Origin of the sequence: Natrinema sp. H-ect1, from assembly GCF_041821105.1 — an archaeon.
Taxonomy (GTDB): Archaea; Halobacteriota; Halobacteria; order Halobacteriales; family Natrialbaceae; genus Natrinema; species Natrinema thermotolerans.
Genome location: NZ_JBGUBA010000002.1, coordinates 126,051 through 143,392 on the forward strand (window position 1 = coordinate 126,051; position 17,342 = coordinate 143,392).

At 65.1% G+C, this 17,342-nt stretch carries 19 protein-coding genes; 2 read left to right on the forward strand and 17 right to left on the reverse strand.

Features of this window, described 5'->3' with window-relative positions; genetic code table 11:
- Nucleotides 1-29 precede the first annotated feature (29 nt).
- The 3 genes from ACERIM_RS04825 to ACERIM_RS04835 all read right to left on the reverse strand — a co-directional run bounded on the left by ACERIM_RS04825 (nt 30) and on the right by ACERIM_RS04835 (nt 1,487).
- Entirely contained in the window at nt 30-437 is a 408-nt protein-coding gene (locus ACERIM_RS04825; RefSeq protein WP_373631542.1) for a DUF6276 family protein, read from the reverse strand.
- A 43-nt stretch (nt 438-480) separates the two neighbouring features.
- Nucleotides 481-1,194, reverse strand: a complete 714-nt coding sequence (locus tag ACERIM_RS04830; RefSeq protein WP_006648005.1) for a V-type ATP synthase subunit D — start codon at nt 1,192-1,194, stop codon at nt 481-483.
- Nucleotides 1,195-1,283: 89 nt separating this feature from the next.
- Nucleotides 1,284-1,487 carry a zinc ribbon domain-containing protein gene (locus ACERIM_RS04835; protein ID WP_373631544.1) on the reverse strand — a complete coding sequence of 68 codons (204 nt, stop codon included), beginning with the start codon at nt 1,485-1,487 and terminating at the stop codon, nt 1,284-1,286.
- Nucleotides 1,488-1,551: 64 nt separating this feature from the next.
- Between ACERIM_RS04835 and ACERIM_RS04840 the strand changes: the two genes are divergently transcribed.
- On the forward strand, nt 1,552-1,821 hold the full coding sequence (locus ACERIM_RS04840; protein WP_006648003.1) for a hypothetical protein: 270 nt from the start codon (nt 1,552-1,554) through the stop codon (nt 1,819-1,821).
- 43 nt (nt 1,822-1,864) lie between these two features.
- Here the strand turns inward: ACERIM_RS04840 and ACERIM_RS04845 are convergent, their stop codons facing one another.
- From ACERIM_RS04845 to ahaH, 13 genes are all read right to left on the reverse strand, one after another.
- Nucleotides 1,865-2,878, reverse strand: a complete 1,014-nt coding sequence (locus ACERIM_RS04845; protein WP_373631546.1) for an ABC transporter ATP-binding protein — start codon at nt 2,876-2,878, stop codon at nt 1,865-1,867.
- Nucleotides 2,879-2,957: 79 nt separating this feature from the next.
- The gene (locus ACERIM_RS04850; protein WP_006648001.1) at nt 2,958-3,908 is read right to left on the reverse strand and encodes an ABC transporter permease; all 951 of its coding nucleotides are present in this window, start codon (nt 3,906-3,908) and stop codon (nt 2,958-2,960) included.
- A gap of 1 nt (nt 3,909) precedes the next feature.
- Nucleotides 3,910-4,833, reverse strand: a complete 924-nt coding sequence (locus tag ACERIM_RS04855; RefSeq protein WP_373631547.1) for an ABC transporter permease — start codon at nt 4,831-4,833, stop codon at nt 3,910-3,912.
- A 6-nt stretch (nt 4,834-4,839) separates the two neighbouring features.
- Nucleotides 4,840-5,985, reverse strand: a complete 1,146-nt coding sequence (locus ACERIM_RS04860) for an extracellular solute-binding protein (protein ID WP_373631549.1) — start codon at nt 5,983-5,985, stop codon at nt 4,840-4,842.
- Between the two features lie 117 nt (nt 5,986-6,102).
- Nucleotides 6,103-7,716, reverse strand: coding sequence for a long-chain-fatty-acid--CoA ligase (locus ACERIM_RS04865; RefSeq protein ID WP_373631551.1), 1,614 nt, complete (start codon nt 7,714-7,716; stop codon nt 6,103-6,105).
- A 330-nt stretch (nt 7,717-8,046) separates the two neighbouring features.
- Complete coding sequence (locus ACERIM_RS04870; protein ID WP_006180311.1) at nt 8,047-9,456, reverse strand: ATP synthase subunit B; 1,410 nt, start codon at nt 9,454-9,456, stop codon at nt 8,047-8,049.
- 2 nt (nt 9,457-9,458) lie between these two features.
- The gene (locus tag ACERIM_RS04875; RefSeq protein ID WP_006647997.1) at nt 9,459-11,222 is read right to left on the reverse strand and encodes an ATP synthase subunit A; all 1,764 of its coding nucleotides are present in this window, start codon (nt 11,220-11,222) and stop codon (nt 9,459-9,461) included.
- A 3-nt stretch (nt 11,223-11,225) separates the two neighbouring features.
- The gene (locus tag ACERIM_RS04880; protein WP_006180308.1) at nt 11,226-11,558 is read right to left on the reverse strand and encodes a V-type ATP synthase subunit F; all 333 of its coding nucleotides are present in this window, start codon (nt 11,556-11,558) and stop codon (nt 11,226-11,228) included.
- Nucleotides 11,555-12,622 carry a V-type ATP synthase subunit C gene (locus ACERIM_RS04885; protein ID WP_373631553.1) on the reverse strand — a complete coding sequence of 356 codons (1,068 nt, stop codon included), beginning with the start codon at nt 12,620-12,622 and terminating at the stop codon, nt 11,555-11,557. The genes ACERIM_RS04880 and ACERIM_RS04885 overlap by 4 nt, the downstream gene beginning before the upstream one ends.
- Nucleotides 12,619-13,200, reverse strand: a complete 582-nt coding sequence (locus tag ACERIM_RS04890) for a V-type ATP synthase subunit E (protein ID WP_373631554.1) — start codon at nt 13,198-13,200, stop codon at nt 12,619-12,621. The genes ACERIM_RS04885 and ACERIM_RS04890 overlap by 4 nt, the downstream gene beginning before the upstream one ends.
- Nucleotides 13,201-13,220: 20 nt before the next feature.
- Entirely contained in the window at nt 13,221-13,472 is a 252-nt protein-coding gene (locus tag ACERIM_RS04895) for a hypothetical protein (RefSeq protein ID WP_373631555.1), read from the reverse strand.
- Between the two features lie 3 nt (nt 13,473-13,475).
- Nucleotides 13,476-15,716: a V-type ATP synthase subunit I gene (locus ACERIM_RS04900; RefSeq protein WP_373631558.1), complete on the reverse strand. Its 2,241-nt coding sequence runs from the start codon at nt 15,714-15,716 to the stop codon at nt 13,476-13,478.
- Nucleotides 15,703-16,035: an ATP synthase archaeal subunit H gene (ahaH, locus tag ACERIM_RS04905; RefSeq protein ID WP_006180303.1), complete on the reverse strand. Its 333-nt coding sequence runs from the start codon at nt 16,033-16,035 to the stop codon at nt 15,703-15,705. Before ahaH ends, ACERIM_RS04900 begins: the two co-directional genes overlap by 14 nt.
- 157 nt (nt 16,036-16,192) lie before the next feature.
- Between ahaH and ACERIM_RS04910 the strand changes: the two genes are divergently transcribed.
- Nucleotides 16,193-16,816, forward strand: coding sequence for a methyltransferase domain-containing protein (locus ACERIM_RS04910; protein WP_006180302.1), 624 nt, complete (start codon nt 16,193-16,195; stop codon nt 16,814-16,816).
- 12 nt (nt 16,817-16,828) lie between these two features.
- Here the strand turns inward: ACERIM_RS04910 and ACERIM_RS04915 are convergent, their stop codons facing one another.
- On the reverse strand, nt 16,829-17,323 hold the full coding sequence (locus tag ACERIM_RS04915; protein WP_373631561.1) for a type IV pilin: 495 nt from the start codon (nt 17,321-17,323) through the stop codon (nt 16,829-16,831).
- Nucleotides 17,324-17,342: the final 19 nt, after the last annotated feature.

Sequence of the window (17,342 nt, forward strand, 5' to 3'; positions counted from 1 at the left end):
CGATCCGCACGCGCCCGTTTTCGCCGCCGTCAGTACAGCAGTTCCTCGAGCTGGTGGCAACGCCGCTCGAGATCGATCGTGGGCTCGACCGATGGGTCCGCGACGAGGCGATCGAAGACGAGCAGCGGGTCCGTCCCGGCCCGTTCGACCGACTCGAGGAGTTCCTCGATGGCAGCGCGGTTCGTCGCGAGCGAGGAACACAGCCCGATCGCAAGCACCAGCGGGACGGCGCCCTCGGGATCGGTCGGGAACGCGTCGCTGATCCGCGAGACGTCGGTGTCGTTGCCCGCGGCCGCCGCGGCTCCGTCGTCGATCGGTTCGAGCGTCAGACAGCGTGGACAAACGGCAACGGTTGCGGCCGTCTCGGGAACATAGTCGCGGTACTCGGCGGGGACGGCCATCGAAAGCGTCGGCGTGTCACACTCGGGACAGTTCATCGGTCAGGGAAGAGAGGGCTGCAAACGCGACGGCCCGGCGGAGTCAGTCGTCCGCGGTTGCCTGCTCGAGTTCGTCGTCCGCTTCGGCCTCGGCTTCGGCGGCCGCTTCGGCCTCCCGTTCGGCGGCTTCCTCGGCTTCTTTCTTCTCCTTGATCTTCTTCAGGCGGAACGTCTCCTCGCGTTCCTGTTCCTCGAGTTTCTGCTCGATGTACTCCTGGTTCTCGTAGAGTTCGGGCAGGAGCTTGAACTCGAGGGCGTTGACGCGGCGCTTGGTGGTCTCGATCTCGCGGAGCATCTTCTTCATCGCCGTCTCGACCTCGGCGGCGAGGATGATGCTCTCTAAGAGGTCCTCGTAGGCCTCGGCGGCCTCGTCGATGCGGGCAGAGGTCCCCATGATCCCGTAGCCGCGCTGATCGAGGCTCTTGGTGACCTTCGAGGACTCGATCTGGGGGACGACGACGCCCATGATGTTCTTCGATTCGGTGGTGATCTCGGGGTGTTCCTGCAGCGCCGCCGCGGCACCGCGGACTGCGACGTCGCCTTCCATCGCCCGGGCCATGTTGATCTTCTTCTGGGCGTCCTCGTAGTCCTGTGCGAGGTCGCCGCGGACGTCCTGGGCCTTGTCCAGAATGTCCATGAACTCCATGATCAGCCCGTCGCGTTTCTTCTCGAGCGTGCCGTGACCCCGCTCGGAGAGCTCGATGCGATCCTCGATCGCCATCAAGTTCTTGCGGGTGGGCTTGACGTCGTTGGCCATCTTGTCGAGGGGTAACGCCCCCAGTCGGATAACTGTTTACAGTTTTCCGTGAGCGACGGTGTCGACGGCGTGACGCCGCAACCGCCGTCTCAGCCGAGGAACAGATCGATCATATCGCCGGACGACTGGCCCTTGTAGAGTTCCGAGTAGCCACAACTTGTACAGCTCACGACGTGAAACCGCCGATTCTGGATGTCGAGCATCTTGGAGAGCCCGCCGCCGGTCGTCGAGATCTCGTCGATTTCCGTTTCGGTGTGACCGCACTTCGGACAGCCGCGCTCGTCGTCTCGCATAGCGGGTTCTTTCATCTTTTCCAACAAATCTTTTGTGTTCGCCCCCTCGAGTATCGACCGAACCATGGCCGTTACCGTCGTGATCCTGTTGGTAGTCTCCCTCGCGATCCCGCTGGTGCTGTGGCTGGCGATCAGTCGGGAAACGTCGGACCCGACCGTCGTGGATCGACGCGAGGCCGAACGGATCGCGAAAGAGCGCGGCGGCCGCGAGCCGTCGCGTTCGGCGGGGGAGCCGGATCGTCTGGCCGACGACCGCCACGGGAGTACCCGCTCGGATCGCGACGAACGGGACGACGGCTCGCGGGGATTCGGAACCCGTCACGACGACCGGTGACGCCGCTTCACGCGCTAGGAGCCGACCCGAACCGACGACATCCCTACTCGAGCAGGTGGACCCGCTGCTCGTCGATCGAGAGCGGGACCGAGTCGCCCACCCGGTAGCCGTCGATCCCGTCGGCGTGTAGCGTCACCGTCGTGTCGTCGGGCAGCGTCGCCGTCAGCTGGGTCCGGTCTCCGAGGTAGGTCACGTCCGTCACGTCGGCCTCGAGCGATCCCTCGCCGAGTTCGAAGGCGGCGGGCCGGGCCGCGACCCGCACCGAGCCGTCCGTCTCGGCCGCCACGGGCAGTTCGGTAAAGCCCAGATCGACGTGGCCGTTCTCGGCGACGCCCTCGAGGAGGGTCGAACTCCCGACGAAGTTCGCGACGAAGGGGTTGGCGGGCCGGCGGTAGATCTCCGCGGGCGAGCCGACCTGCTCGAGCGTGCCGTCCGCCAGCACCGCGATCCGATCGCACATCGCCATCGCCTCTTCCTGGTCGTGGGTGACGTAGAGGGCGGTCACCTCGAGGTCGGCAAGCAGGTCGCCGATCTCCTCGCGCAGCCGGGTCTTGAGTTCGGCGTCCAGCCCCGTCATCGGTTCGTCGAGAAGCAGGACGTGGGGTTCGATCGCGAGCGCCCGCGCGAGGCCGACCCGCTGTTGCTGGCCGCCCGACAGCGTTGTCGGCCGCCGGTCGGCCAGTTCGGCGATGTCGAGCATGGCGAGCAGGTCGTCGGCCCGCTCGCGGCGCTTGGCTTTCGGGACCCCCTGCATCTTCGGCCCGAACGCGACGTTCTCGCGGACGGTCATGGTGTCGAACAGGGCATACGACTGGAAGACCAGGCCGACGTTGCGCTCTTCCGGCGGGACGTGTGTCACGTCGACCCCGTCGAACAGCACCCGGCCGTGGGTCGGCGTCTCGAAGCCGGCGATGGTCCGCAACGTGGTCGTCTTCCCGCAACCGGAGGGACCGACGACCCCGAGGATTTCGCCGTCCCGGATCGTCAGGTCGATCCCGTCGACGGCCACCTCGTCGCCGTAGGTCTTGGTCAGCGACTCGAGGGTGACGTCGCTCACGGTTGCTCACCTCCCTCGAGCGCGCTCCGGTCGATCGGTGTGCGAGCGATTCGACGCCGTACTCCGTTCGTAGCGTGTCTCATTGGTGTGCGGTCGAGAACCCCCGTTTGCCGAGCAGTTGCAGACTGATGATCGCGCCGGCGACGATCAGGAAGTACACCGACACTGCCGCGGCCGACTGGAGGTAGAGGGCGTTGTTCGCGATGTTATCGTAGAGAAACATCGCGAACGGGTCGGGGCTGCCGCTGGCGACCATGTGTGTGAAGTTGAACTCCGCGGCCGCGAGCGTCCAGGTGATGATCGCGCCGGCGATGATTCCACGTTTCGCGTGCGGGACGACGACCGTCAGGAACGTCCGTGGCCACGAAGCGCCGAGCGATCGGGCGCTCTCCTCGAGGCGAACGAGGTCCATCGACTGGAACGAACTCTGGACGGTCAACACCATGTACGGTGATTTGAGCAGACAGTAGCCGGCCAGCAGTCCGAGTGCGGATCGGCCGTGCTGGGGGTAGGTCTGGACGAAGGCGATTCCCAGGATCAGCCCCGGGACGAGCGGCAAGATCGCGAACGTGTTGACCCAGTCCCGTGCGTAGAAATCGTATCGGGCGAGCGCGTACGCGACCGGGACGCCGATCACTACGTTCAACACCATCCCCCCGGTCGCGATCAGGAGGCTGTACGTCAGCCCCGGAATCGCGTTCTTTCGGACGCCGTATTCGCCGAACCCGAGTACCTTCCGCCAGTGATCGAACGTGACGAACCCCGTGGGCAGGACGCCGCTGCCGCTCTCCGCGAACGAGGAGACGAACGCGACGAGTACCGGAACCGTCAGGAACGCGGTCACGACGGCGACGACGCCGGCGACGATCGGCCGACCGAGCAGCGTCGAGAAGGCCCTGCCGGACCGCGACCACCGGCGGTTCCCTGACGCCGTTACCGAGCCGCCGTCGGGACGAGTCGTCAATGCGGCGTCCGCGTTCTCGGCCGCAGTCGAGCCGTCGTCGGCTCGCGGTGACGTGTTCCCGGTCATCTCAGACCTCCACCGCGTCGTCGTCGACGAACCGCAGCCCGACGAACGTGAACGCGACGATGAAGACCACGTAGACGAGCCCGATCGCGGCTGCCACGTCGGGGGCGTACGAGCCGACGCTGATCTCGTTGTGTATTTGCAGCGTGACCACCTGGTGGCTCTGGAGGATGAGTACCGTCCCGAAGATCGCGAGGCCGGAGCGGAAGGTGAGGATCGCGGCGGCGGCGATGCCCGGCCTGATCTCGGGGAGCGTCACGTGATAGAACGTCTCCCAACGGCTGGCACCCAGCGCACGGGCCGCCTCCTCGGCCTGTTCGTTGACCTCGGCGTAGGTGCCACGAAGCACCATCGTCGCCCGTGGCAGCAGTGAGTAGACGTAGCCGAGGAAGAGGCCGGTGATCGCGGTCGCGCTCGCGAGCCCGTGCGCCCCCTGGCCCGTCGCGACCGCGATCGCGTTCGTTACCAGCCCCTGTCGGCCGAGCAGGACCGTGATGAGGTAGGCGACGACGATCCCCGGCAGCGCGATGGGGAACGACACCGCCGCGACGACGATCCGCTCCGCGGGCAGGTCGTACTTCTCGAGGGCGTGTGCGACGGCGACGCCGAGCGCGACGCTGACTCCCGTCGCCAGCCCGACGAACCACAGCGTGTTCCAGGCGACCCGCCGGTACGCCGGGGTCGTCGCGAGCGTCTCCCAGGCCTCGAGCGACCAGCCCTCCATCCAGATCGTGTCCTCCGCGAGGCTGATTCGGACGAGCATCGCCAGCGGGACGAACCCCGCCACGATCGCCAGCGCGAAGAAGGGGAGACAGAGGACTACGATCCGCCGGCGCTCGCGCTCGCGTTCGGTCGTCGGACGGGCGGTCGTCGACGCGAGCGTCGCGATTCGACGGACCGACGCCGTCGCCGATTTCCGGACCGACATCCGCGATCACTGGGCTCCCTGCAGCGGGGTTCGGTCGACGAGTTCCTCCTGAATGTCGGCTTGCTTCTCGACGAGGCTCTGCTGATCGACGGTGAATCCGGCCGCCTCGTAGGACGACTGGTCGGGGAACTCGTCGGGCTGGTCGAGTTCGTTCGCCCGGATCGGGCGGACGTAGGCGTCGAAGAACAGCGACTGGCACTCCTCTGTCAGGACGTAGTCCATGAACAGCTTCGCCGCCTCGGGGTTGGGCGCGTTCCGCAGGAGGGCGTAGCCGTAGGGGACGTTCATCGCGCCCGGCTCGCTGTCTGGCCCCTCGAGGACCGCGACCTCGATCTGATCTTCGTCGAACTCGTCGTTGTTGTACTTGAGATTGAGGCCGGTGTAGTCGTACTCGACGACGGTCGAGATCTCGCCGCTGGTCATCGGCCCCTCGACGTTGCGCCGGAAGTCCGCACCGTGGTCGGCGATCGCCTCGTGGTACTCGATGACCGGATCGAGGTTATCCAGACCGCCACCGTAGGCCCGGTTGACCGACAGCGCGGAGGCCTGTCCGTTGGCGGTGTGGGGCGGCGTGAAGGCAAGATCCTGCGCGATGTCGGGGTGTTTCAGGTCCTCCCACGTTTCGGGGGCATCCAGTCCCCGCTCCTCGTAGATGTCGGCCCGATAGGTCACCGCGGTCGTCATCTGCCGGGTCGCGGTCACGTGTCCGTTGTCGGTCTTCAGATCGTCGGGAACGACGTCCCAGTTGGCCGGCTTGTAGTCGGCCGTCAGTTCGTCGTTCATCGCCTCGAGACCGAACGAGTAGCCGCCGTTGTACGCCGAGTGGGTCGGGTTCCGAGCGTTGGCCCGCATGTCCTCGAGGGCCTCGCCGGAGGAGCCCTGTGCGTCGTACAGCGGGAGGTCGTACTCGTCTTCGAACGCCTCCATGACGGCCCCCCAGTTCGACCAGCCGGTCTGGACGCAGTAGATCTGCAGTTCGTCGGGAAACGCCGAGGAGTCGACCTCGGTTTCGTACTCGCCGTAGCCGACGGTGTAGGTTTCGCCACTTCCCCCGCCGGTGAGGTCGCTCAGACAACCGGCGACCGCGGCGGTCCCGGCGGCGGCCCCAGTCGAAAGTACTGCGCGTCGTGTCGTCCCTGTCGGGTCGGACATACCCGAGAATCCGCCAAAAACTACTAATCCGTTGCTATGTTCATAACACTGACCTATATAATGGGCCGTAGCGACACGAAACGGTCGGGTTCGATCCGTACCTGACTACCGACCCGGTTATCCCTGTCCGACCATCCGCTCTTCGTCGTCCCACTCCTCCTGGCGGAGTTCGTACTTCTGGACCTTGCCGGTCGCGGTCGTCGGCAACTCGTTGACGTACTCGATCCGGCGGACGGCTTTATAGCCCGCGAGCTGCTCGCGGGTGAACGCGGTCAGTTCTTCAGCCGACACGGGCGGATCGGTCGGATCGCCGTTCGACGGCACGACGAAGGCCTTCGGCGTCTCACCCCACTCGTCGCTCGGCGCCGGGATTACCGCCGCATCCGCGACCGCCTCGTGATCGAACAGCGTGTCCTCGAGCTCGATGCTCGAGATGTTCTCCCCACCCGAGATGATGATGTCCTTCTTGCGGTCCTGAATCGCGATCATGCCGTTCTCGTCGACGGTCGCGAGGTCACCGGTGTGGTAGTAGCCCTCGACGCGGTCAGTGAAGGCCTCCTCGGTCGCCTCGGGCTTGTTCCAGTACTTCTCCATGATCTGGTTACCCCGGACGACGACTTCGCCGAGCGTCTCGTCGTCCCGGGGAACGTCCGCGCCGTCCTCGTCGACGACGCGGATCTCGGTGCCCAGATAGGCCAGTCCCTGGCGTTTCTTGATCCGGAACCGGTCGTCGCTGTCTGCCTCGAAGTGGCGGCGCGCGTCGGAGGTGGTGATCAGCGGCCCCGTCTCGGTCGCGCCGTAGACGTGTTTCAGGTACCAGCCGAACTCGTCCTCGACGGTCCGGATTGTCGCCTCCGGCGGAGCCGAGCCGGCGGTCGCGAGCCGGACGTCGGTGTCGCCGGTCGTCTCGGGTTCGTGGTCCCGATAGTAATCGATCAGCATGTTCAACACCGTCGGCGCGCCGCACATGTAGGAGACGTCCTCGGCTCGGACCGTCTCGAAGATCTCCGCGGCGTCGACCCCGCGCGTACAGACGTGGGTCGCGCCGATGCCCGTTACCGCGAAGATATGGCCCCAGCCGTTCGCGTGGAACATCGGCAGCGTCCACAGATAGGTGTCGTCGTCGGTGATCTCCTGGTGGCCGACCAGCAAGTAGGCGTGGATCGTCTCGCAGCGATGCGTTCGGCAGACCCCCTTCGGATCCCCCGTCGTCCCCGACGTGTAGTTGATCGTGATGATCTCGTCCTCGCTCATCTCCGGCCGGTCGTACCCGGGGCCGGCGTCCTCGAGAAGCGTATCGAAATCCTCCCAGTCGCCTTCCACGGCAGCCGCATCGTTCGTGACGAACGTCTCCGTCGGCACGTCATCGCGGATCGCCTCGATTCTGTCGGCGTACTCGTAGTCGGCGTAGATCGCATCCACGCCCGCGTCCGAGAGGATGTACTCGAAGTCATCGGGCGTGAGCCGATAGTTCAGCGGCGTGTGAACCGCCCCGATCTGCATGCTTCCGTACGCCGCCTCGAGGTGGTAGTGGGTGTTCGGATCCAGCACGGCCACGCGGTCGCCCTTCTCGATCCCCCGTGCTTGCAGCGCCGCCGCAAACCGATCGGCGCGCTCGCCGAGGTCGTCGTAGGTGAACCGTTCGCCCGTCGTCGCCACGACGGCCTCGTCGTCGCCGTAATGGGTCCGCGCCCGGTCGAGGAACTCCGGAACGAGCAGTGGTTTGTGCATACATAACACGCTTTACCGACGATCCATACGATCCTTTCCCCCTGTTGCACGCAGTGATAGTCAAGGAATCTGACTGATCGGAATCGGTTTCGCCCGCTCGAGGTCGACCGTCGAATCGGTCCCGCCGTTGGGGCTGACCGGCGCGATTCACGGCCCCTGTGGCGGCCACGGCTGCGGGGGCGCGACGCGCCGACGACGGCCTTGTCTGTTCCGTTGCCTGTTCGAGCGTGTCGCCCGCGTGCGCGGAAACTGGTGTATTGCTCGAGTACCAGCGACTCCCCGGTGGCTCGAGTCGAAGAAACGGAGGCGGCGGTGAAACGCAGGTGGTCGTCAGTCGGCCTGCACGGCTTCGGCCGATTCGTCTTCGCGGTAGTGTTCCGCGATGAGGTCCTCGTCGATCCGGTTGAGTTCCTCCTTCGGGAGGTCCGAGAGGAGGTCCCAGCCGAGTTCGAGGGTGTCGTCGATCGAGCGGTTGGTGTCGTACCCCTGCTGGACGAACTCCGCCTCGAAGCGGTCGGCGAAGTCGAGGAACTTGTTGTCACGCTCGGACAGTGCCTCGCGACCGACGATGTTCACGAGGTCGCGCAGGTCCTCACCCTCCGCGTAGGCGGCGTACATCTGGTCGGAGACGTCGCCATGGTCTTCGCGGGTCAGGCCCTCGCCGATCCCGTCGTCCATCAGCCGCGAGAGGCTGGGGAGGACGTTGACCGGCGGTTCGATGCCCTGACTGTTTAAGTCCCGATCCATCATGATCTGGCCCTCGGTAATGTAGCCGGTCAGGTCCGGAATCGGGTGCGTGTCGTCGTCGCCGGGCATCGTCAGGATCGGGATCTGCGTGACCGAGCCCTCTTTGCCCTCGATTCGACCGGCGCGCTCGTAGAGCTGTGCCAGGTCGGTGTACATGTAGCCGGGGTAGCCACGACGGCCCGGGACCTCCTCACGTGCGGCACCGATCTCGCGCAGTGCCTCACAGTAGTTGGTCATGTCCGTCAGGATGACCAGCACGTGGTAGTCCTTCTCGAAGGCCAGATACTCGGCCGTGGTCAAGGCGAGTCGCGGGGTGACCTGGCGCTCGACTGCCGGGTCGTCCGCGAGGTTCATGAAGACGACCGACCGCTCGAGCGCGCCGGTGCGCTCGAAGTCGTCCATGAACTCGTTTGCCTCTTCCTGGGTGATCCCCATCGCGCCGAAGATGACGGCGAATTCCGAGCCCTCGCCTTCTTCGTCTTCCTCGGGCACCGTCGCCTGACGGGCGATCTGCAGGGCGAGTTCGTTGTGGGGCAGCCCCGACCCGGAGAAGATCGGCAGCTTCTGACCTCGGACCAGCGTGTTCATGCCGTCGATGGCGGAGACGCCGGTCTGGATGAACTCCTCGGGGTACTCCCGGGAGTATGGGTTGATCGCCTTGCCGACGATGTCCTGTCGCTTATCGGGGACGATTTCTGGACCGCCGTCGATCGGGTTCCCGGAACCGTCCAGCACCCGCCCGAGGAGGTCCTCGGTGACGGGCATCTTCATCGTCTCGCCCAGGAAGCGAACGGAGGCGTTGCGGTCGATCCCGCCCGTCCCTTCGAACACCTGGATCGAGACGATACCCTCGCTCGATTCCAGCACCTGGCCGCGCAGCGTCCGTCCGTCCTCGGTCTCGATCTCGACGATCTCGTCGTACCCGACGGGCTCGTCGACCTCGGCGAACACCAGCGGACCGCTGATTTCCGTGATAGTCTGGTACTCTTTCATCGTTAGTACAGTGCTCGTAGTTGTTCTTTGAGGTCGTTCTCGATCTCGTCGATGAACTCCTCCCACTCCTCGGCCGTGCCCATCCGGTTGAGCTTCGGCGCGGCGTCGACGTCCGTGATCTCTTCCGGCGGCACGCCGGCGTCGAGTGCCTCGAAGGCCTCGTCGTTGAACGTCTGGATCGCGCCGAGCATCCGGTAAGTCTTCTCGGGTTCGCAGTAGGTGTCGACGTCGTGCAGGGCGTTCTGCTGGAGCCACGCCTCACGCAGGTAGCGAGCGACCTCGAGCGTGAGCTGCTGGTCCTCCGGCAGCGCGTCCTTGCCGACGAGCTGGACGATCTCCTGGAGCTCGTCTTCCTCGTCTAAGACGTCGACGGCCCACTGGCGGGTTTCCGCCCAGTCGCCGGCGACGTTGTCCGTCCACCACGGGTCGAGCTGGTCCTTGTACAGCGAGTAGGACTCGTTCCAGTTGATCGAGGGGAAGTGCCGACGCTCCGCGAGGTCGGCGTCCAGCGCCCAGAACGTCTTGACGATACGCAGCGTGTTCTGGGTGACCGGCTCGGAGAAGTCACCGCCCGGCGGCGAGACTGCCCCGACGACCGAGATCGATCCCTCGCCGCCGTTCATCAGCTGGAACTTGCCGGCACGCTCGTAGAACTCCGAGAGCGCGGCCGCCAGATACGCGGGATAGCCCTCTTCGCCGGGCATTTCCTCGAGTCGGCTCGAGATCTCCCGCATGGCCTCTGCCCACCGGGAGGTGGAGTCGGCCATCAGTGCGACGTCGTAGCCCATGTCGCGGTAGTACTCCGCGATCGTGATCCCCGTGTAGATACAGGACTCACGGGCTGCGACTGGCATATTCGACGTGTTGGCGATGAGGCAGGTCCGGGCCATCAGCGGGTTCCCGGTCTGTGGGTCCGGCAGTTCCGGGAAGTCCTCGATGACCTCGGTCATCTCGTTGCCGCGCTCGCCACAGCCGATGTAGACGACGATGTCCGCGTCGGACCACTTGGCGAGTTGCTGCTGGGTGACGGTCTTCCCGGAGCCGAAGGGGCCCGGAATCGCCGCGGTCCCGCCTTTCGCGAGCGGGAACAGGCCGTCCTGGACGCGCTGGCCGGTCACCAGCGGCTCGGTCGGCGTCTCCTTCTCACCGGCGGGCCGGGCTTCACGAACCGGCCACTCCTGGTGCATCTGGATCTCTTCGCCGTTGTCGAGTTCGACGACGGTCTCCTCGACCGTGAACTCGCCGCTCTCGACCGACGTGACTTCGCCGCCCTCGTAGTCCGGCGGCACCATGACCTTGTGGTCGATGGTGACCGTCTCTTCGACAACGCCGACGACGTCGCCGGGCTCGACCGCGTCGCCCTCCTCGACGGTGGGTTCGAACTCCCACTCCTTCTCGAGGTCGATACCGGGGGCGTCGACCCCGCGGTCGAGGAACGCGGTCCCCATCTTGTCCTCGAGGACGTCCAGCGGACGCTGGACGCCGTCGTAGATGGAGTCCATCATGCCGGGTCCGAGGTCGACGCTCAGGGGCTCGCCCGTGTTCTCGACGGGTTCGCCCGGGCCGACGCCGGAGGTTTCCTCGTAGACCTGAATCGTGGTCAGGTTCCCTTCGATCTCGATGACCTCGCCCATCAGTCCTTCGTCGCCGACGTAGACGACGTCGTTCATCCGGGCGTCGAGGTCCGTGGCGGTCACGACGGGACCGCTCACGCTTTCGATTACACCGTCTTCGTCGACGGTCTCGGTTTGTTCTGCCTGGCTCATAGTTTAGCTGTCTTCGTCCTCGTCCATCAGGTCGATACCGATCGCACGCTTGATCTGGTCGCGCAGCCCGCCGCCACCGGTGCCGCTGCCGATGGTGACGACGACCGGTTCGACGCTCGTCTCGACTTCCTGGCGTACGTTGCGCGACAGGTACTCGAGGTCGTCGTCGTGCATGACGACGATGCCGACGCCCTCGTCCTCGAGGGCTGCCGTTGCAGCGTCGTCGAGTCGCTCGTCTTTCTCGTCGTCCGGGACGTTCTCGAACCGGCGGACGCCAGCGAGGCGGAAGCCGGTCGTGAACTCCGGGCTGCCGACGACTGCGATCTCCTGGCTCATAGGATCACCAGCTCCTCTTCGATCTCGTTCTCGTCGAGTCCGACCTCGCGACCACGCGCGATCGCGCGGATGTTCTCGACCTCCCGTTCCTTCGCGAGGATGTACGACAACACGGCCGACACCGAGGCCGGATAGATGCTCGAGAGCGTATCGGCGTACTCGAGCAACGCAGCGTCTAGTGCGTGTTCGAACTGGATAAGGCTGTCAGCATCGCGGAGCCGACCGAGCGCCTCGGAGAGGCGGTCCCCGTAGCGGCGGTTCTCGGCGATGTGATCGACCAGTGCGTCGTAATCGCCGACCAGTCGGCTCAGCTCCGACTCGTCGAACAGGACGCCGCCGTCGATGTAGTAGGTCGCGGGATCGAGATCGGCCCCACTGCGGGCGAGCCGTAGCGCGTTCCGGGCGTTCCGGAAGTCGATCTCGGCCTGCAGGAACTCGATGTATTTCGCTTCCGGGCCCTCCTGTGGCTCGTTGCCCGGGCCGCCCGAGACGTCCGCCAGCAGGTTCTCGTAGAACTCCCGGTCGAGGGCGTTCTCGAGGGGGACGAGCGCGCCGGTCTCCTCGAACTCCTCGTAGGCGACGGTCAGCGGCTCGTAGTAGATCGTCCCGTACAGCACTTCGATCGCGTCCTCGATGTCGTCGGTCTCGAGGAGCCGATCGATCGTCCGCTCCTCGAGTTCGCCGGCTCGGATGAGGTCGGTCCGGATGTCATCGGGGGCGGTATCGGTGTAAATCCCGCGGATGATCGTCTTCAGGTTCCAGACGTCGAACTTCCGCAGGTAGCGGGCGATGAGGTCGTAGAGGCGACCGTCGGCCCAGTCGATCAGGTCTTCGAAGTGCTTCGCGAGGTTGCGGTTCAGCGCGTACTCGATCAGGTCGACGCCCGAGAACCGCGCGCCGAGTTCGTTGATCTCGCGTTCGTACTCGGTCTCCTCCATGAACCGCGCGATCTCGCTCGGCCCCATCCGGATCAGCTTGCGGTAGTCTTCGTCCGAGAACAGCGAGGCTCGGCGCGACCGAACGCGAGCGTTCACGTATTCCGGATTCGAGGCACCTGCGCTCATTGCTCGAAGAGTCGGTTGCTGATCCCCTGGAGGTTGTCTTCCCAGACGTCTTCCAGGACCGAGTCGAACGTGTTGTTGACTCGGACCCGGGACTGGTCGCTCTCGACGACGACGCCGCCGAGACAGTCGACTTCGCCGGCGTACTCGTAGCCGTCGTAGTCCGCGACGATCGACTCGAGCAGCTCCGCGTCGTCGCTTCGACCGTAGACGTTGACGTCGTTGCCCTCGTCGAACTCCTCGCTCGCGGCCTCGAGCAGGTCACGAGTGAGGTCCTCGCGGGTGTCCCCCTCGAGGGTGGTGAGTTCGTCCTCGACGGCCTCGCGGACCTCTCCGAGGACATCGCGGCGGGCCTCCAGACGCTTCTGTTTCGCCTCCAGCTTCGCACTGGAGAGGCGCTGTTCGCGGAGCTGGTCGATCTCGCGGTCGACCTCGGCCTCCGCATCGGCGCGGATCTCCTCGGCGTCGGCCTCGGCCGCCGATTCGATCTCCTCTGCGCGCGTCTCGCCCTCACTGCGGATGTCCTCCGCACGCGCGTTGGCCTCTTCTCGAATGTCTTTGACGACTGTGTCCAAACTCATTGTGAGAGAAGGGGGTGTGGTTATCCGACGATGAAGACGACGACCAGCGCCAGGATCACGAGCGTCTCCGGAAGGACGGTCATGATCAGGCCCGGGACGAACATGTCGTCGTCTTCGGCGATGGCACCGACTGCGGCCGCGCCGATACCGCGCTCGGCGTATCCTGCTGCGAGCGCGGCGAGACCGACGGCGATCGCCGCGGCACCGGCGTCGTTGAGCGTGGGCGCTGCTTCGACTGCTGCGTCTCCGCTTTGAAGTGCGATGTCAAGCATTGTTTATAGGTCCTCTGTGTGATTTCGATCGGTTCCGAACGGTTCGTAGTTCTCCCCACCGCCTTCATAAAACTTGTTAAAGAATTCGACGTACTCGAGGCGCACAGCCTGTAAGCCGGCGCTTGTCACGCCAAGCACTAACACAACGATGTGTCCGAGTACGAGAATAACAAGTCCACCGAGCAGGGCCGCGGTCCCCGAGTGCATGAGCCCGTTGAAGATGACGTCTGCACCCTCGCCGTAGTGTTCGGCGACGTAGCTCGGTTCGTGATTCCGAAGGAAGTGGAACTCGCCGTCGGGGTCCTCGTAGGCCCCGAAGAACAGCAGGTTGACCACGAAGGCCATGCCGGCCTTCGCGAGCAACACTGCGCCCATCCGGGTGTAGGAGAACACGTTAACGACGACGTCGAGCGATTCGACTGCTTCGACCGGTTCGCTCACGATGAGCATGACGAGCCCGATCAGGAAGATCAGGAACGGGGCCGTCAGCAGGAAGTCGATCCCCGGAATCGTGACGAGTCCCCACTCCGGGAACCCGGTAAAGCCGATCGGGAACGGGCCGTCGCTGGCGAACGTCTCGAACAGGAAGTCGGGCTTCGAGCCCTCTGCCTGGGCCGAGAAGATCCAGATCCAGATCCCGTTGATCATCAGGATCCAGGAGCCGCTGTGGAAGAGAGCGTCCTTGAATCCGTGGCTGAGATTCTCGTAGAAGTCCAGGATGTACCCGATGTTCAGGTGGACGATCCCGGCCAGCACGCTCACGACCATCCAGCCGAGCGCGAAGTCACTCGCGGCCGGCTCGAGGCCCTTGTTCAGCGGCAGGAGTTCCGAGTGGAACACGTCGTGCCAGATGACCTCGCCGAGGATGTGCAGGCCGAATATCTCGCCGTAGATGATCCCGAAGAGGATCGTGAACAGCCCTGCCCAGATGGCGACGCCGCCGAGACTGGTGACTCCCTTGCTATCGAACTGCGTGGCCATGTACGCGCCGATGGCGACGTACATGATCCCGTAGCCGACGTCCCCGATCATGAACCCGAAGAACGCCGGGAACGTCAGGAACAGGAAGATCGTCGGATCCAGCTCGCTGTATTTCGGTCGGTTGACTGCCTGTACGAGCAGTTCGAACGGCTTGGCCACGCCCGGATTGTTCTGGACCGTCGGCGGCTCGTCGCCCATCGTGACCGTCGAGCCACCGTCGGTGACCGCCTTCTGTTGCTGATCGTCCGCGTCGGCGGCCGCCTCGTCGTCTTCGTCCGCTGCCGACGGCGCACCCTCCTGTACGTCCTCCGTATGCGAGTGTGCCCCGTGGCGGTCGTAGTCCGCCCGCTCGAGTTCTTCGATCTCGACGCTGTCGCCGACGGCGTCGTCCAGCGCGGCGACGAGTCGGTCGTACTCGTCGGTCGGGATCCAGCCCTCCGCGATGAAGGCGCGATCGGTCGTTGCGAACTGCAGCGGCGCTTCCGCTTGCTGGACCTCGACCGTCAGCTCCTCTTCGACCCGCAGGAGGAAGCCGGCTTCCTCCCGCTTGATCTCCGCGAGTTCCGCGTCGATCTCCTCGCGTCTGCTCTCGAGGTCCGCCTTCTCGTCCTCGAGGTCGGCGACGTACGCCTCCGGACTCTGTTCGGTCTCGGGCACCGAGTGGCGCGTAACGTCGACGCCGACCAGGGCGTCGTCGATCGGCGCGTCGTCGGCGTCCTCGGTCGGCGCGGCGACGATCGCCACGACGTCTCCGCCGGTGAACGTCTCGAACGCTCGCACGTCGTCGGACGCCGCGATGGCGTCCTCGATCGCACCGACGGGACCTTCGACGACGGCCACGTCGACCGACTCGTACCCCGACAGCAGGTCGAGGTCGATCCCGAGTTCCGCGAAGGGCGCGACGCGGTCGATCTTCTCGTTAACCTGTCGCAGTTCGTCGGTGACCTCACCGCGTTGGTCGTCGAGTTCGTTGACCCGCGTGCGGATCTCCTCGAGTCGATCCTCCCAGCCTGTCTCGAGTCGCCCCGGCTCGGCCTCGTCGGCCGACAGCTCGAGGGTGTTTTCGAGGGCTCGGACGGTCACGAGCTTTTCCGACGCCTGATCGGCCCCTTCGATGGGGTTGCCGTTATCGAACCCCTCCCACGAGCCGTCGTAGTCCGAGAGATGGACCAGGTTCAGCTCGTGGATCGTCTCGATGACCGGAGCCATGACGGCTCTGGATCCGGTCATCGAGACCTTGCTCATCTGCTCAGGTCTGAGCATGGACGTCCTCCTGGAACAGTTCGACGACGTGGTCGGTCACTTCGTCGACCCGCTCCCGGGCGCGCTCGGCGAGTTCCTCGCGCTCCTGTTCGCCTTCTTCGAGGACCTGCTCACATTCCGCATCGATCTCCTCGCGAGCTTCCTCCAGGCGGCGCTCCCGCAACTCCTGGGCCTCCTGTTCCGCTTCCGTGCGAATCTCCTCGGCACGTTCCCGGGCCTCGGCTATTCGCTCGTCGCGGTCGTTCTCTGCCAATGCGACGATCTCGTCGGCCTCCTCTTCCGCCGACTTAATTCGTTCGAGAACCTCTGGCCTCGGCATACTCTAAGCAACCGGACGTTTGCCAGAGCGCGTATATGGTAGTTGCGAAAGTCCCTCAGCGGGAACCGGACCGATCGCGGATAATGACGGCTTACGTTCCAGCCGCGAGCCCCCGGGAACGGCAGACATATGCCGATCCGACCGAAACTCGCTCCTAATGGGACTTCTCGAGAACAAGGCCCGCGCTCGACTGTTCTATAAGTACCTCTCGCGGGTCTACGACCAGGTCAATCCGTTCGTCTGGACCGAAGAGATGCGCACCGAGGCCCTGTCCCTGCTCGAGTTAGAAGCGGACATGACGGTACTCGACGTCGGCTGTGGCACCGGGTTCGCCACCGAGGGACTGCTCGAACACGTCGACGAGGTCTACGCGCTCGACCAGAGCGAACACCAACTCGAACAGGCCTACGAGAAGTTCGGCAAACGCGGGCCGCCGGTCCACTTCCACCGCGGCGACGCCGAACGGCTCCCATTCGCGACGGACACGTTCGACGTCGTCTGGTCGTCGGGCTCGATCGAGTACTGGCCGAACCCGATCCTCGCGCTCCGGGAGTTCCGCCGCGTCCTCAAACCCGGCGGGCAGGTACTGGTCGTCGGCCCGAACTATCCCGACAACGTCGTCAGCCAGCTGCTTGCCGACTCGATCATGCTCTTTTACGACGAGTACGAGGCCGACCGGATGTTCAAGGCTGCCGGCTTCGAGGACGTGAAACACGCCTTCATGGGGCCGTCCTACGAACCCGACGTCGCGATCACGACGATCGGTCGCGCGCCCGAGTAGCCCGTTCCCGATTCAGGTCGCCGTCGTCTCGAGGGTCGCGATCCGCTTTCCGTCCGTCGCGAGCGTGACCGTAACCGAATCGCCTGCTGCAAGCGTTGGACTGTTGGTCGACGCGAGCGCAACGCCAGCGCGCTCCCCCGCTGTCCACTCCGAATCGCTTTTGGCGTTGAACGGACCGTCGGGCGCGCCGTCGAATCCGCTTGCACCGACGAACGGAATCGGCGGTTGTTCGGCAATCGCCGTCCCGTTTACGGCAATCGTTACTGACAGCGTCTCGACGTCGATGGCATCCCCTGTGACGTGGGTGATCGCGATCGCGGAGCGGTCTCCGTCAGCCGAAAGTTCGAACGTCGCCGTCGCGCTAGCGTCCTCGAGCGACCACGTGCCAACACCGACTGCGACGACGGCTGCCAGACAGACGGTGAGTGCAACCAGTGCGAGTACGCCAATAACTGGACTCACGGCCCGTGTGTCGACAGTCGCGGTTCGATCCGTCTCCTCGGTCACGACACCTTCTGGCTGCGGC

Excerpts from the sequence above, each read along its gene's own strand:
- ACERIM_RS04825 (WP_373631542.1), bottom strand. The coding sequence starts at position 437 with ATGAACTGTCCCGAGTGTGACACGCCGACGCTTTCGATGGCCGTCCCC.
- ACERIM_RS04830 (WP_006648005.1), bottom strand. The coding sequence starts at position 1,194 with ATGGCCAACGACGTCAAGCCCACCCGCAAGAACTTGATGGCGATCGAG.
- ACERIM_RS04835 (WP_373631544.1), bottom strand. The coding sequence starts at position 1,487 with ATGCGAGACGACGAGCGCGGCTGTCCGAAGTGCGGTCACACCGAAACG.
- ACERIM_RS04840 (WP_006648003.1), top strand. The coding sequence starts at position 1,552 with ATGGCCGTTACCGTCGTGATCCTGTTGGTAGTCTCCCTCGCGATCCCG.
- ACERIM_RS04850 (WP_006648001.1), bottom strand. The coding sequence starts at position 3,908 with ATGACCGGGAACACGTCACCGCGAGCCGACGACGGCTCGACTGCGGCC.
- ACERIM_RS04855 (WP_373631547.1), bottom strand. The coding sequence starts at position 4,833 with ATGTCGGTCCGGAAATCGGCGACGGCGTCGGTCCGTCGAATCGCGACG.
- ACERIM_RS04860 (WP_373631549.1), bottom strand. The coding sequence starts at position 5,985 with ATGTCCGACCCGACAGGGACGACACGACGCGCAGTACTTTCGACTGGG.
- ACERIM_RS04865 (WP_373631551.1), bottom strand. The coding sequence starts at position 7,716 with ATGCACAAACCACTGCTCGTTCCGGAGTTCCTCGACCGGGCGCGGACC.
- ACERIM_RS04870 (WP_006180311.1), bottom strand. The coding sequence starts at position 9,456 with ATGAAAGAGTACCAGACTATCACGGAAATCAGCGGTCCGCTGGTGTTC.
- ACERIM_RS04875 (WP_006647997.1), bottom strand. The coding sequence starts at position 11,222 with ATGAGCCAGGCAGAACAAACCGAGACCGTCGACGAAGACGGTGTAATC.
- ACERIM_RS04880 (WP_006180308.1), bottom strand. The coding sequence starts at position 11,558 with ATGAGCCAGGAGATCGCAGTCGTCGGCAGCCCGGAGTTCACGACCGGC.
- ACERIM_RS04885 (WP_373631553.1), bottom strand. The coding sequence starts at position 12,622 with ATGAGCGCAGGTGCCTCGAATCCGGAATACGTGAACGCTCGCGTTCGG.
- ACERIM_RS04890 (WP_373631554.1), bottom strand. The coding sequence starts at position 13,200 with ATGAGTTTGGACACAGTCGTCAAAGACATTCGAGAAGAGGCCAACGCG.
- ACERIM_RS04895 (WP_373631555.1), bottom strand. The coding sequence starts at position 13,472 with ATGCTTGACATCGCACTTCAAAGCGGAGACGCAGCAGTCGAAGCAGCG.
- ACERIM_RS04900 (WP_373631558.1), bottom strand. The coding sequence starts at position 15,716 with ATGCTCAGACCTGAGCAGATGAGCAAGGTCTCGATGACCGGATCCAGA.
- ahaH (WP_006180303.1), bottom strand. The coding sequence starts at position 16,035 with ATGCCGAGGCCAGAGGTTCTCGAACGAATTAAGTCGGCGGAAGAGGAG.
- ACERIM_RS04910 (WP_006180302.1), top strand. The coding sequence starts at position 16,193 with ATGGGACTTCTCGAGAACAAGGCCCGCGCTCGACTGTTCTATAAGTAC.